Source organism: uncultured Parolsenella sp., from assembly GCF_934660935.1.
Classification (GTDB): Bacteria; Actinomycetota; Coriobacteriia; order Coriobacteriales; family Atopobiaceae; genus Parolsenella.
On the sequence record NZ_CAKUIH010000008.1, the window covers coordinates 1 to 13,991 of the forward strand.

14 protein-coding genes are annotated in these 13,991 nt (G+C 60.6%); 10 read left to right on the top strand and 4 right to left on the bottom strand.

Translation table 11 applies throughout. The annotated features are described in order from the left end of the window. Positions 1-301: 301 nt before the first annotated feature. Positions 302-625 carry an AzlD domain-containing protein gene (locus Q0H23_RS05330; protein ID WP_293836414.1) on the bottom strand — a complete coding sequence of 108 codons (324 nt, stop codon included), beginning with the start codon at positions 623-625 and terminating at the stop codon, positions 302-304. Positions 626-630: 5 nt separating this feature from the next. Next, positions 631-1,353: an AzlC family ABC transporter permease gene (locus Q0H23_RS05335; RefSeq protein ID WP_293815352.1), complete on the bottom strand. Its 723-nt coding sequence runs from the start codon at positions 1,351-1,353 to the stop codon at positions 631-633. A gap of 259 nt (positions 1,354-1,612) precedes the next feature. On the opposite strand from Q0H23_RS05335, the gene Q0H23_RS05340 reads away from it, so the two are divergent. From Q0H23_RS05340 to Q0H23_RS05385, 10 genes are all read left to right on the top strand, one after another. Further along, positions 1,613-2,629 carry a LacI family DNA-binding transcriptional regulator gene (locus Q0H23_RS05340; protein ID WP_293815354.1) on the top strand — a complete coding sequence of 339 codons (1,017 nt, stop codon included), beginning with the start codon at positions 1,613-1,615 and terminating at the stop codon, positions 2,627-2,629. Between the two features lie 337 nt (positions 2,630-2,966). Beyond that, positions 2,967-3,692, top strand: a complete 726-nt coding sequence (locus tag Q0H23_RS05345) for a hypothetical protein (protein WP_293815356.1) — start codon at positions 2,967-2,969, stop codon at positions 3,690-3,692. A 190-nt stretch (positions 3,693-3,882) separates the two neighbouring features. Next, positions 3,883-4,566: a metallophosphoesterase gene (locus tag Q0H23_RS05350; protein WP_293836417.1), complete on the top strand. Its 684-nt coding sequence runs from the start codon at positions 3,883-3,885 to the stop codon at positions 4,564-4,566. After that, on the top strand, positions 4,551-5,270 hold the full coding sequence (locus tag Q0H23_RS05355) for a metallophosphoesterase (RefSeq protein WP_293836419.1): 720 nt from the start codon (positions 4,551-4,553) through the stop codon (positions 5,268-5,270). Before Q0H23_RS05350 ends, Q0H23_RS05355 begins: the two co-directional genes overlap by 16 nt. Positions 5,271-5,302: 32 nt before the next feature. Further along, positions 5,303-6,274 carry a choloylglycine hydrolase gene (gene bsh / locus Q0H23_RS05360; protein ID WP_293815362.1) on the top strand — a complete coding sequence of 324 codons (972 nt, stop codon included), beginning with the start codon at positions 5,303-5,305 and terminating at the stop codon, positions 6,272-6,274. Positions 6,275-6,347: 73 nt separating this feature from the next. Next, positions 6,348-6,812: a hypothetical protein gene (locus Q0H23_RS05365; RefSeq protein WP_293836421.1), complete on the top strand. Its 465-nt coding sequence runs from the start codon at positions 6,348-6,350 to the stop codon at positions 6,810-6,812. Then, positions 6,809-7,516, top strand: a complete 708-nt coding sequence (locus Q0H23_RS05370; RefSeq protein WP_293836424.1) for a class I SAM-dependent methyltransferase — start codon at positions 6,809-6,811, stop codon at positions 7,514-7,516. Before Q0H23_RS05365 ends, Q0H23_RS05370 begins: the two co-directional genes overlap by 4 nt. A 148-nt stretch (positions 7,517-7,664) precedes the next feature. After that, on the top strand, positions 7,665-8,999 hold the full coding sequence (locus tag Q0H23_RS05375) for an amidohydrolase family protein (RefSeq protein ID WP_293836426.1): 1,335 nt from the start codon (positions 7,665-7,667) through the stop codon (positions 8,997-8,999). Positions 9,000-9,552: 553 nt separating this feature from the next. Further along, entirely contained in the window at positions 9,553-10,206 is a 654-nt protein-coding gene (locus tag Q0H23_RS05380; protein ID WP_293815370.1) for a hypothetical protein, read from the top strand. A gap of 223 nt (positions 10,207-10,429) precedes the next feature. Then, the gene (locus Q0H23_RS05385) at positions 10,430-10,846 is read left to right on the top strand and encodes a peptide deformylase (RefSeq protein ID WP_293836429.1); all 417 of its coding nucleotides are present in this window, start codon (positions 10,430-10,432) and stop codon (positions 10,844-10,846) included. Positions 10,847-11,076: 230 nt separating this feature from the next. On the opposite strand, the gene Q0H23_RS05390 is transcribed toward Q0H23_RS05385, so the two are convergent. Both Q0H23_RS05390 and Q0H23_RS05395 read right to left on the bottom strand, forming a co-directional pair. Next, a complete protein-coding gene (locus Q0H23_RS05390) occupies positions 11,077-12,456 on the bottom strand; it encodes an aldehyde dehydrogenase (RefSeq protein WP_293836431.1) in 1,380 nt (459 codons plus the stop codon). Beyond that, positions 12,453-13,835: an iron-containing alcohol dehydrogenase gene (locus Q0H23_RS05395; protein WP_293836433.1), complete on the bottom strand. Its 1,383-nt coding sequence runs from the start codon at positions 13,833-13,835 to the stop codon at positions 12,453-12,455. Before Q0H23_RS05395 ends, Q0H23_RS05390 begins: the two co-directional genes overlap by 4 nt. Positions 13,836-13,991: the final 156 nt, after the last annotated feature.

Sequence of the window (13,991 nt, forward strand, 5' to 3'; positions counted from 1 at the left end):
GGCATTTGCGTGCCGGGAGGGCCCCGTCACCCGCGTGGTGGCGGGGCCCTCTTGCGTATGGCGGGGCTCTTTGATTGTTCGCGGGTGTCGGCGGGCCCTTCCTCGTTTATGAGCGCGTTGGTTGTTATTTGAAAGCCCTCAGGCCACCTCTTTTACCGTCGTAAAAGGGCCAAATTTATGGCATCTGTCCAAGGCGAATCGCTATCACATTTTTTGAGCGGTCTATTTGAATTGCTTTGTGCTTTCTCGTGTGAAATTCTGCTGTCTTCCGTTGGCTGCTGGCCATTGACCTCCGTGCTTTCTAGATCAGGCCCAGAACGATATAGGAAGCTACTCCGGCGATGCAGCACCAAATCATCGAGCGTGTCTTCTTGGCTACAAGAAGAACCGCCATCGATGCGATCAGCGGCATAACGTTTGCCCAGAGCCCCATTGCCGATGCTTGCGTTGAGTACAGGTCGTTTGCGATTAAGGCGGCAAAAGCTGCTGGCGGTATATAGCCAAGAGCCTCCGTAATTCGATAGCTAAGTGGGCGGCCCCTAAGAATGAGGGCGGGGAGAACCCTGCAAGTTGCTATTTCGGCGCTGATCACGACCCATATAAGCAGAAACTCGCTGATGGTCATCTTCGTCATCTTTCGGCGTTTTCATCGGCGTGATGCGTCCGATTCATTCCTAGTGGCTGATCAAGTATCAATGCTGATACGACTCCGCAAATTGCTGCAAGGGGAACGGCCACACCCGAGGCACCTATGTTCTTGCAGATAATCACGGTTGCTGCGGCCGCAGCAATTGCTACAAGGTTTCCCTTGGTGTGATTCTGCACGTATAGCAGGTATATGAACATAGAAGTCATTGCAAAGCTGGCTATTGACGTCGGTACGTTCAATGCATTTCCCAGCAATGTTCCTGCTCCACAACTCAATGCCCACGTGATTTGAAGCATCGTCGATAGGGCAAATGAGTGCCGTGCTGTCCATGTTGGATCGGCGGCGAACTTGGAGAGCGTGATGCCATAGGACTCTTCGGTGAAATTGTAGGTTGCGAGGATCGTCTCCCTTTTCGGCTTGTTTTTAAGGAAGGGCGCGAGAGATGCCGAATAGAGGGCGAAGCGTGAGGTGATGGCCGCAGTGGATGCGAGGATGGATAGCATGGGCGTGCCTGCGATCCAAAGATTGCTGATCATGAATTGACCGCCGCCCGAGAGGTAGGTAAAACCCAGCAGGGTGCTCATCCATGGGGTCATTCCCGCCTTGGCGGCTAATACGCCGCAGGCCAAACCAACGGTGACATAGGAGAGCATGAGTGGCCATGCGGCTTCAAATGCGGTTGTGACCGTGCCTTTGTCTCTCATGCTGTTCTTTCGGTTTTGGATGTGCGCCTGCGTCTTTGGCGGGATACCTCGAGATCGAACGCTTTGAAGGACTTTAAACGCACCATCGGCATGTGTGGAGGCTCCGGATGCCGAAATTAATGAACAGCTAACGAATTGTTGGTCGCTAAGCTTCACAATGATTTGATACTGATTCTGCTGGCTTGGGTTCGAACGCTCTTGGGGTTCGCGACGGCAGAGGCCGTGCGTCGCGGCGCGTGCGCGCGGGTTTGGAGGACGCATGGCAGGCACGAGGATCACCGTAAAGGACATCGCGCAAATGGCCGGCGTTTCGGTTGCGACGGTGTCTCGTGTAATCAACCAAAATGGAAGGTTTTCTGCTGAGACCGAGCGCCGCGTACGCAAGATCATCGAAGAGTATGACTACCAGCCTAATCAGCTGGCCAAGGGTCTGCGCCAGAGGCATAACTCCGCGGTTGGCATCATCGTCCCCAATATCGCCAACGAATTCTTCTCGTCAATGATTCTTGCGATGCAAACGAAGCTGTTCGAGTGTGGCTACGCCACCATGATTTACAATACGAATGCTTCCCTTGATCTCGAGAGGCAGTGCCAGGCGCTGCTCGCGGCTCAAAGCGTCTCAGGTGTTATCGCCGTAAACAGCCTTGATGATGTGCGCTCGGCTCTCAAGAGGTCCGTGCCTACGGTTTACGTAGATCGCTTCGTGAACGAGGAGGCGAACGCCGGCAAGGTCGCCTGCATTTCGTCTGACAACGAGCGAAGCGGACGACTCGCGGCGCGCGAGCTACTGAGTGGCGGATGCGTCAGTCCGGCGTTGATTCAGGCGCGCGAGGACTCTCCCATCACCAAGATTCGTACGCAGGGCTTTGTTGACGGGCTGCGAGTGGTTGGCGTAGAGCTGAGGCCCGAGCTAGTGCGTTCCTCTGCCGTGACTTCGTTCGACCGAGGCTATGAGCTTATGTGCGACCTCATTGACTCCGGGCACAAATTCGATGGCGTGTTCTGTCAGGCGGACTGGCTGGCGATGGGTGCCCTTGAGGCGTTGCGTGGACGGGGCATGAGCGTCCCCGCTGATGTTTGTGTCGTTGGACATGACGATATCTCGATCGCTCGCTTTGGACGGCCTCCTCTGACGACGATTCGCCAGGAGCCGCGTGTTCTCGGGGAGAAGGCGGCGGCTGCTCTTCTCGGGATGATGAATGACGAGACGCCGGACCAGTTGGTTACGTATGTTCCGGTCGAGATCGTTCGGAGGGAATCGACTCAGCGGGCATAGGTGCGGGCTGGCGCGGCCTTGGCGCCGAGCGCGCATGAGCATGAGTGGGTTGGATTGTGGCGCCGGGTGCTCATAAGTGTGGCGAAGGCATGAGTGAAACCTTATGAGCGCAAACGTTTACCCAAACGGTTACCCACAAATAATGAACCGCTAGCCGAGCGATCGCGGCGGTGGGTACAGGCGTGCTGGCCTGAATTGAGTAAACGATTACGCTATAAGCAGTCAGAAAGTCCTCGAGCTTGGCTGTCAGAGTAAACGTTTACTTAATTATCTGCAGTAAACGAACGAAGTGATGCCGACAAGCCTTCGACGGAATGTGCGTGAGAAGGAGAGAAGAATGAACAAGCCCCTTATGGCTCCGTCCCTTATGTGCATGGACCCGATGAACGTCGCTCGTGATATCAGCATCATGGACGAGCATTTTGACCTCTATCATGTCGACGTCATGGACTCTCGCTTCTGTCCCAACATGGCTTTGACGCCGCAGTTTGCCAATACGCTGCACAAACACAGCTCGCTTCCCATGGATGTCCACCTCATGGTCGAGGACCCGGTGATGTTCACGGAGATGTTTGAGCTCGGCCCCGATGATTGCCTGTCATACCAGGCAGAGACCGTCGAGCGCAATGCCTTTCGCCTCTATGAACGCACGCGTCAGCTTGGCGTGAAGTTTGGAATCGTGCTCAGCCCGATGACTCCGCTTTCTGCGATCGAGACGATTTGCGAACGCATCGATATCCTTACGATCATGACCATCGACACGGGCTTTGCGGGGCAGAAGGTCATTCCGGAGACGCTCGCCAAGATCGAGGCGGCCCGCAAGCTTCGCGAGAATCGAGGCTGCCACTTTAAGATTCAGGTTGACGGCGGAGTTAAGCAGGCCACTTTCAAGACGTTCCAGCAGGCCGGCGCCGACATCCTCATCGTGGGCAACTCGGGCCTGTTCTCGCTTGACCCGAGCCTTCCGCTTGCTATTGAGAAGTACAAGTTGGCGTTCAAGGCAGAGACGGGCATTGACCTCGACGGTCCGGATGAGCCGGAGTCTCTTCGCTTCTGCGCATGATCTCCTCGGAATAGATAAGCGGCCCGACGTCGGCTATCGTGCTAGCGTCGGGCCGCATTCGTTTTGCCGTCTGGGGCGGGCGAGCAAGTGGGTCTACGGCGATATGGGATTCCAGTTGCCTGTCTCGCCACGGGGCCGTGGCGTGGTTAAGTGTCCGCACGGGAGAGGATAATGGCCAAAAGGAGGCCACATGATCTACTTCACCTCGGATACGCACTTCGGCCATGAGAACGTTATTAGATTCACCGGCCGTCCCTATGGGACGGTCGCGCAGATGAACCATGCGCTCGTGGCAAACATTAACGCACGAGTTCAACCTAGGGATGAGTTGTATATCCTGGGGGATTTTTCGTTTCGGATCACGGCCGAGGACGCCAAGGCAATTCGCGAGCAGATCAGGTGCGAGCGCGTCCATCTTATCCCGGGCAATCATGACAAGGATTGGGGCTCAAAGGGGCTGGCGGGCACGTTTGACGTGATGCCGCCAGTTTCGCGCCTCAAGGTGAATGGCCATAAATACATCCTTTCGCACTATCCGTTGGTGGATTGGGAGGCTATGGAGCGCGGCTCGATGATGTTGCACGGACACATTCACAGCCGGGGCTCAGACTACAACGAGCTGAATCGTATGCAGGGTATCTATCGCTATGACGTGGGCGTGGACGCGAACGGGCTTAGACCGGTTTCGATTGAGGAGGTCGACGCATGGTTTGCCGGTGTCGAGAACGCGGGCATAGCTCGTTGGCAAAGTTGGGTTGCGCCCAATCCGGGGCCTGCGCGAGACATCGCGCGGTCTCTGCTCGCCGATGAGCTGGAGAGGGAGCCGGACAGGCATTCGGCGAACGGGAAAGGAGCGGCATGGCCGTCTTTGTAACGGGAGATATCCACGGTGGATGCGACATGCAGAAGCTCTATGACTGGGATTCGACGGTGGGCGAGTCCCTCGATGCGGATGATTACCTCATTGTTGCCGGGGACTTCGGATATCCGTGGGATTACTCTCGTGGCGAGTGCGATGAAATCGCCTGGCTCGAGGCGCGCCCCTACAACGTGCTGTTTGTTGACGGCAACCACGAGCAGTTCGCCCATTGGGAGACGCGTCCGCTTGAGATGTGGCGCGGCGGCCTTACGCAGCGTCTCTCGGAGGACTCGCCGATTCGCAGGCTTTGTCGTGGTGAACTGTTTGAACTCGGCGGCTCGCGTGTCTTCGTGTTGGGCGGGGCCGCAAGTACGGATATGGACTGGCGCACGCCTGGTATTGATTGGTGGCCTCAGGAGCTTCCCTCTGAGGAGGAGCTAGCGCATGCGGATGAGGTGCTTGCGGGTTGTGGCTGGAAAGTTGACTACGTAATCACGCATACATGTTCGAATCGGATGCTGTCACATGCGCTCTACCCGGATAAGACCTGGCAGACTCCGGAGCGCGATCGCTTCACGGGGTATCTCGACACCCTTGAAGACCGGCTGTCGTTTAGGCGTTGGTATTTTGGCCACTTCCATCGAGATCGCGACTTGGACGATGCGCATACTGTGCTCTATAACGAGGTGGTGCGCTTGGGTGACGGCGTGTTCGGGTAGAACTCCACGTATATGCGTCGAAGGGAGCTTTTATGTGCACGAGCGTTAGGTTTACCAGCAAGAATGGTTCCATGTACCTCGGCCGCAATCTCGATTGGGGCTGCGGCTATGGCGAGCGCGTGCGCGTGATGCCCAAGGGGTTTCTCGTGCGTTATCGCTTCCTTGACGATGCGCCTTCTGCGCACGCGGTAATTGGTATGTGCGTTGACTTCCAGAACCTGCCGATGTTCTTTGATTGCGGCAACGATGCCGGCCTTGCTGTTGCCGGTCTTAACTTCCCCGGCTTTGCGGAATACGCCGAGGGCCCCGCGGAGACGGGGAGAAACGTCTGCGCCTACGAGCTCCCGATGTGGATTGCCGCGAGCTTCTCGAGCGTGGATGAGGTCGTTGCCGCGCTTGAGGGCACCACGGTCGTCGGCGTGCCTGCGGGCGAGGGGCTCGGCGTCTCTTACCTGCACTGGATCGTGGGAGACGCGACTCGCAGTATCGTCATCGAATGCCGTGCGGATGGCATGCACGTGCTTGACGATCCCGTTGACGTTCTTGCGAATCAGCCCTCGCTTGAGTGGCACCTCGAGAACCTCCGCAGCTATATCACCGCGACGAGCGATGCTCCCGCTCCCGCGAAGTGGCGTCGTGCCGAGCTTGCCCCCTATGGTGCCGGTGCCGGCATGCGTGGAATCCCTGGCGACTCGTATTCTCCCTCGCGCTTCGTGAAGGCCGCTTTCCTCAATGCCAACTATCCCGATAAAGAGAGCGAACACGATAACGTCATCCGCATGTTTCGTACGCTCGAGGGTGTGGCCATGGTCGAGGGTTCGGCGCGCATGACGAACGGTGACCTGGAGAAGACCCTCTATACCAGCTGCTTTTCTGCCGAGACGGGCTGCTATTACTACAACACGTACGAGGACCTTGCGATTCGTTGCGTGAGCCTTGCGGATGCCGAGGGAGCGCCCGTGGATAAGCTCGTCTGTCCAGATCCTGTCAGGATTGATGGCTAAGCGCGGCGCTGGGCCGGGCACCTTTCGGGGCGTGGACGGATCGAATGGGGAAGGCGGGCGGACGTCGCCTCGCATGAAGGTTCTCGCGAGCCTGCTCGCCCTTGCGGTTGCCGCGCTGCTTTCCATCGCGGGCGTTGGCGGAGGCTCGGGGCTTGGCGGCTCGGGCATACGGCCCAACGCGGTCGCGAGGACGGAAATCGCGTCCACCGCGTTGCCCTCGTCCGTTGCGGACCAACTGACGGATGCCCCTGCGAGCCAGGTCCAGGCCGCACGGGCCGGCGAGTTGCGTTTCCGCGGGGCGGATCGACTCTCCTCGCACTTCGGGAAGCACGGGGCGGAGGTCGGGTGTTCTACGGAGCCGGAATATGTCGCCGCAGCCAATGCCGTGGTGGCGAATGATGCCGCCCTCCATAAGGAGGAGGCGGACGGTGACGATATCTACTATCTTGAGGAGACGGGTGAGCTCGTCGTCGTTTCGACGAAGGGGTATATTCGCACCTACTTCATTTCTAACCTCGACTATTTTGGACGACAGTGAGCGTGGACACCGTGATGGATGAGATGGCGGGCACCGTGGCGCCGGGTGAGATGGGCTTGACGCTTCCCGAGGGGGTTGAGCTTCGCCGCGTCGACGGGCGGCTCACGCTTATGGCGGACGGGATGGAGCTCGCGGAGGACTTTCGCGAGATGCTTCCGCGCCTGCGCCCCGACCGCCTTGGTCGCGAGCTTCTCGTAAAGGCTGTGCGTGTGCGCGGCGTTGAGGGGATTCGCGTCTTTGATGCGACGGCGGGCCTGGGCGAGGATTCGATGCTGCTCGCCGCTGCCGGCTTTTCCGTGACGATGTGCGAGGGTGACCCCGTTATCGCCGCGCTCCTTGGCGACGGGCTTAGACGCGCGGTGGATGATCCCGAGTTGTCGGGCACCGTGGGGCGCATGAGCCTCGTTGAGGGCGATTCCATCGAGATTCTCCCCTCGCTTACGGAGGCGCCCGACGTGGTCTATCTCGATCCGATGTTCCCGGCGCGCACGAAGAGCGCCGCGGTGAAGAAGAAGTTCCAGCTCTTGCATCGGCTTGAGTCTCCCTGTGCGGACGAGGCTTCCCTCATGGACGCGGCGTTGGCCGCGCGTCCGCGAAAGATCGTCGTCAAGCGGCCGATTAAGGCGCCGGCGCTGGCCGGGGTTCGCCCGAGCCACAGCATCTCCGGCAAGGCGGTTAGGTATGACGTCATCGTGCCGGCATAGCGCGAAAACCAGAAAAAGGGACAGTCCCTTTTTCTGGTTTGCTGGCTTTCCGTTCGCGTAGGGTGCGTGGCCTCCTGTCGAGCGGGTGGCGCGCGCCCTTTACATAACATGTAGGCTTGTCTTCACGGAAGCGGGAGAAGGGGAGCTAATGGCTAAATCCGACGTAACGGTATTCCTGAATGCGACGGTCCTCGATGGCACCGAGCATATGGAGCCGCAGCGTGGTATGGCGGTAACTGTCGAGGGTGGCAAAATCGCCCGCATCGAGCCGTCCGCCGTGGCTCGCGTTGCCGAGGGTGCGAAAACGATCGATCTCGATGGCGCGTTTTTGTTGCCCGGCCTCATCAACATGCATGTGCATTTTTGCGGCTCTGGTAAGCCCGTGAGCTCGGGAGATGCCGGCAGTCTGATGTCGAAGCTGGACAATCCGGTGGGGCGCGCGATTTTGCGACGCATCATCAAGGGTTCTGCGCAGCAGCAGCTTGCCAGCGGCGTCACCACGGTGCGCGGCGCCGGAGACCCGCTCTTTGCAGACATCGCCGTTCGCGACGCTATCGAGTCTGGTCGCTACGTTGGCCCTCGCATCGTCGCTCCCGGTACGGGCGTTACCGTTCCGGGCGGCCACGGCGCCGGCCTCTTCGCCATGGTGGCGGATACTCCCGAGCAAGCTGCCCAGCAGGTGCATGACATCGCCGCGCATGGTGCTGACGTAATCAAGCTCTTCGTGACGGGCGGTGTGTTTGACGCCACCGAGCCGGGTGAGCCCGGCGTGCTGCGCATGTCTCCCGAGATCGCGGCGGCGAGTTGCAAGGCGGCTCACGAGCTGGGCCTTCCCGTCATGGCACACGTCGAGAGCAGCGAGGGCGTACGTGTGGCTCTTGCCGCCGGCGTTGACACCATCGAGCATGGCGCCGAGATGGATGATGAAATCCGCGAGCTCTATAAGGGGGCTGCCGGGACGCAGCTGGCGGGTCGTCCGGCGTCTGTCACTTGCACGATCTCGCCGGCACTGCCCTTTGTTCTGCTTGCGCCTGAGAAGACGCACTCGACGGAAGTGCAGAAGGTCAACGGCGACATCGTCTGCAACGGCATCATCAACAGCGCTCGCGAGGCGCTGGAGGCCGGCATTCCCGTTGGCCTTGGTACGGATTCGAGCTGTCCATACGTCACGCAGTATGACATGTGGCGCGAGGTTGCCTACTTCGCCAAGTATGCTGGCGTCTCCAATGCCTTCGCGCTTCACACGGCAACGCAGGTCAATGCCGGACTTTTGGGTCTTGGTGACGTGACGGGCACCGTCGAGGTGGGCAAGGACGCCGACCTCCTCGCCGTCGCAGGTGATCCGCTCGTCGACCTTTCGGCTCTGCGTGCCCCGCTGCACGTGATGGCTCGCGGCAAGCTTGCGGATAAGCTCAAGGTCAAGCACATTGGCGAGCTCGATCGGGAGCTTGACTGGATCCTCGACCAGCCTGTTGAGCGCTAGATTCTCATCGATCACCCGTAGCGTAGCCGCGGGTTGATAGGGCGGCCCGTCGAACGCGGGCCGCTTTTTTGTATCGGATGCGAGCTTCCACCTTGCGTCGCGAGCGGGTGGTTGCTTGTGCCGCGGGCGGTTGCTTGCGACGCGGGCGGGCCCCGTCTTGCATCGCGAGCGAGCTATCCGCGAGCGTGCGACTATTTGCGCCGCGGGCGGGGCTGCTTGTTTCGTGCGCGAGCCCCGTCTTATGCCGCGCGTGCGGCTCTTTGGATGGCGTTCCGCAGCTCATTTTGCTCTGCGCGATCAACTTTTCCGCGAGTGCTCGGGAGCTTTCAACACGAGACGCGAGGCTTGTACCTGCGGTGTCGGCGTTTGTTTGACGCGTCTTGGCATGTTTTTGCGTTTTCCGGTTTGGAACGTGTCTGATGCGGGTTTGAGCGCATGGGACTTTCTTGGCGCGGAGGCCTTCGAGATCTCCTCTTCCCCGTACTCTCGGGATGAGCGGAGGGCGTGTGTTCATGGTGGCGCGCACGCCCTCCCTTCATTCGAAGGGAGGAATATGAGCACGTATGATCTGGTCCAGGAGGACGTCGCGGATGTGTTCGAGCGCTGGGCGGATAGGGACGCCCCGTATTTCGAGACCTCACGACTCTTGTTCGAGTACCTCGTGATGCCCGCGGCGGAGTATCTGGAGAGCCCGCCGGAGTCGCTTCTCGAGCAGACGAGTCTTGCCTATACGGAGTGGCTGCTGTTCGAGTATCCCATTGACGGCCTACATACGCCCATTGAGCTCTACGCGATGATGCCGCCAGGCATGGTGTCGGAAAGCCGAGCGGGGCGCATCGAGCAAGTGGCGCGAACGCAGCGCTTCTCCCAGTTTGCTCTGGGGGAGAAGAACCCGAGGGAGGGAACGGTTCGCGTGCGAGATGTGAATACGGGAGATGAGCTCGAACTGTGCTGCCCCGATGCGGCAACGCGCCACAGATGGAAGAGGGGGCTTCTGGGGACTCGGATTGCGCTGGTGAACGGCTCGTGGGTCTGCGTTGGGGGCGTGAAGTTCTATGACCGTGCGCCGGATGCGGACCCGAGCCTCAGGGATAGGCCGACGGACATCGACTGTGTCACGGGTAGCTTTTACCTCGATCTTCTGCGAGAGACCATCGGAATTGACGGGGCGTATTTCGACAGCTTGAACCTGGTGCGCCTGGGATAGACGTGCTGCTCGCGAGGAATTGAGCCTCCCACGGAGCCGCGCCTGAGGCGGCTCGCCTGCTCCGGTGCGTTCAAGGGCGCTGAAACGATCGCACCTAGTGCGCGTGGGATGAAGGGAGATGCTGCCGCTGCCGCACGGGCGGGTAATCCCGTATCATCGTGAGGATGAAAAGGCCGCGCGTGCCCGCGGGGACGGGCCGCGCGCTTCGATGAAAGGGAACCACATGATTAAGGACATCGTGAAGGACGAGGAGTTCCTCTCCAAGCCGGCGGAGCCCGCCACTCCCGAGGACGCGGATGTTGCCCAGGACCTGCTCGATACCATGGCTGCCAATGAGGATTGCGCCGGCCTTGCCGCCAACCAGATTGGCTCAACCAAGGCCATCATCGCCTTCCTCGGTGCCCATGGTCCGCAGGTTATGTATAACCCCAAGATTGTTGCCACGATGGTGCCGTACAAGGTCAGCGAGGGCTGTCTTTCGCTCGATCGCGAGACCGTGGTTCAGCGTTTCCAGCTGATTCGCGTCCAGTTTGACGCCCTGGTCAATGGCAAGTTCGAGTCCCGCACGCGCAAGCTCAGCGGCTGGGTTGCCGAGGTTGTCCAGCATGGCGTTGACCACTGTGCTGGCAAGCTGGTCTAACTGGCAAGCTGGTCTAACTGGGCAAGCTAGCCAAGCCGGCAGCTGGTCTAGCGACTGGTGCGTCTGATCGCGTAGATGATGACGAGGGGCGGTTCCTTATGGAGCCGCCCCTCTTTCTGTTCATTGGGACATCTGATGGGGTGCGGGGCGCCCGATGGAGTGTGGGGCCCGACGGGGTGCGAGGCGCCCGATGCGCCGCGGCGCGCCTGCTGTTGGCGCGATTGACGCAGCTAGTGCACGAACTTGCGCACGAAGAAGCGCTTCCAGCTCGCGTAGGGCTGATAACGGAAGGGAGCGTCGAAGAACGTTGCCTTGTCCACGATGCTCTTCTCGTGCGTAAAGGCCTCGAAGCTCTTGCGACCATGGTAGCTGCCCATGCCGGAAGCTCCCATTCCGCCGAAGCCCATGCGGCTTGTGGCGAGGTGCATGATGCAGTCGTTGACGCAGCCTCCGCCAAACGGGACTTCGCGCATGACGCGGCGTGCGAGTGCGCGGTCTTCGGTGAAAAGATAGAGGGCAAGCGGGGTGGGGCGCTCCTCAACGAAGCGCAACGCCTGTCCGAGGTCCTCATAGGCTATGACGGGAAGAACGGGACCGAAAATCTCTTCTCCCATGACGGCGTCGGCGGGGGTCACGTTGTCCATGACCGTGGGCTCGATGCGCAGCGTTGTCTCGTCTGCGCGGCCGCCCATGATGACCTTGGCGGGATCGATGAGACCTGTGACGCGGTCGAAGTGCTTGCGATTGATGATCTTGCCGTATGTGGGGTTGGCGAGGGTGTCGGCGCCGTACATGGAGATGACTTCCTCGCGGATAAGGCCGATGAGCTCGTCCTTCACGGCCTGATCGACCAACAGATAGTCTGGAGCCACGCATGTTTGCCCCACGTTGAGCCACTTGCCGAAGGCGATTCGGCGTGCGGCGACGCGCAGGTTGGCGGTCTTCTCGACGATGCACGGGCTCTTGCCGCCCAGTTCGAGCGTTACGGGCGTGAGGTTCTCTGCGGCGCGGCTCATGACGAGCTTTCCGACGCTGACGCTGCCGGTGAAGAAGATGTTGTCCCAGCGCTGGTCGAGCAGGGCCTCGTTCTCAGAGCGACCACCTTCGACGACGCTAACAAGCTCGGGCGGGAAAGCCTCCTCGCATATCTGGCGCAGCATGGCGGATGATGCCGGTGCGTAAGCGCTTGGCTTGACGACGACGGTGTTGCCTGCGGCGATGGCGCCGGCAAGCGGCTCGAGCGTGAGCAGGAAGGGGTAGTTCCATGGGGCCATGACGAGCGTGACACCGTAGGGCACGCGCTCGACGCGGCTTGTTGCGATGGCGTTCGCGAGGTCGGTTGAACGGCGCCGCGGACGTGCCCAGCGTGCGACGTGGCGCTCCTGATAGCGAATCTCAGAGAGGGCGAGGCCAATCTCGCACATGTAGCTTTCATCGTGAGACTTGCCGAGGTCCTCATAGAGGGCGTGCGCGATGTCGTCCTCGTGTGCCTGGACCGCCTCGCGCAGGCGAGCAAGGTAAGCTCGCCTTGAGGAGACATCCATCGTGGCATGGCTCATGAAGAAGGAGCGTTGACGCTCGACAAGCTCCTTGATCTGCGGTTCTTTCACGCAAACGCCTCTCTCGTCTGGGGCATGCTGCTTGCATTGGCGCCGGAGTTGCTGGCGCGCTTGCCGGGCGATTCAATAGGCGCCTGGACTGCCGCCGCGATCGGGACGCGAACGGTTTCGGGGGCGTTGACGGTCTCCGGAACGTTCGTCGGCGCAACCGCGGGTTCATCGGCGAAGCGGCCGCCGGCAACAATACGATACATGTGCTCGAGGTCCGTGCGATCCCATAGGACGGGAACGGGGTAGAGCGGATTTGCCTCCGCGTCCGCATGGGCTGCCATGGCCTCAAGGTCTTCGGCGCGAATGCCATCGAGATGCTTGGGAATGCCGAGCTTGCCATTCATGTCCTCAATCCAGCGGATGAAAGCGCAGGAGGCGTCGTGGTCCGACGTGCTCGTCGATGCGATGCCAGCGTGGCGCGCGAGGATGGCGAGCTTGGGTGCCGCCGCATCCCCGTAGGCGCGCAGGACATGCGGCAGGATGATGGCGTTTGCGAGGCCGTGGGGAATGCCGTACATGCCGCCGAGGCTGTGCGCGATGGCGTGAACATAGCCCACGTAGGACTGCGTGAACGCGATGCCCGCCTCGTAGGATGCCGTGAGCATGTTGCGACGGGCGGCCTCGCCGTTGCCGTCTTCGAAGGCCTCGAGGAGGTTGTCGTGAATGAGGCGTACGGCGTCGAGGACCATCTCGCGCGTGTGAGCCGTGGTGCTGCGCCCGATGAAGGCCTCAACCGCGTGCGTGAGCGCGTCCATACCCGTCTGGCCCGTGAGGGAGGCGGGGAGCCCGGCCGTGAGGCGCCAGTCGTGGACGGCGATGCTTGGGATGAGGAAGAAGTCGTTGATGGGGTACTTGTAGTGCGTCTTCTCGTCCGTGATGACGGCGGCGAGCGTGACTTCGCTACCGGTACCGGCCGTGGTTGGGACGGCAATGAGTAGGGGTAGACGGTGGTGGACTCGGAGAAGGCCGCGCATGTCGCCTACGGTCTTGCCGGGCCTGGCGACGCGCGCGCCCACCGCCTTGGCGCAGTCCATCGAGGAGCCGCCGCCAAACCCGATGATGGCCTGGCAGCTGTTGTCGCGGTAGAGCGAGAGCGCGTGCTCGACGTTCTCGACGGTGGGATTGGCCACGGTATTGGAGAAGATGGCGCACGAAATGCCCGCACGCTCGAGCGCGTCTTCGAGGCCGTGCGTGAGGCCGACGCGGGCAATGCCCGGATCGGTCACGAGCAAGACGGAATCGATGTCCTTCTCGGCCAGAGCGGCGGGAATTGCCTCGACGGAATTGAGGATTTGCGGCTCGCGATACGGCAAGACGGGCAGAGCAATGCGAAATGCCGTCTGGAAGGTGCGGCACCAGGCCTTACGCAGTGGGTTCATGGTTCTCCTAACGTAACCCGTTGGGGTGGGCGGAAAAGCCTAGCGGGGATTGTATGGCCGAGATGTTAAGCAGTCAACAAAATTTGCGAAGGCTCCATAGGGTGCGCGGTTGGGGCGCGTACGGCTTGCGGCGCTGCCCGCGACCACCGAACGAGT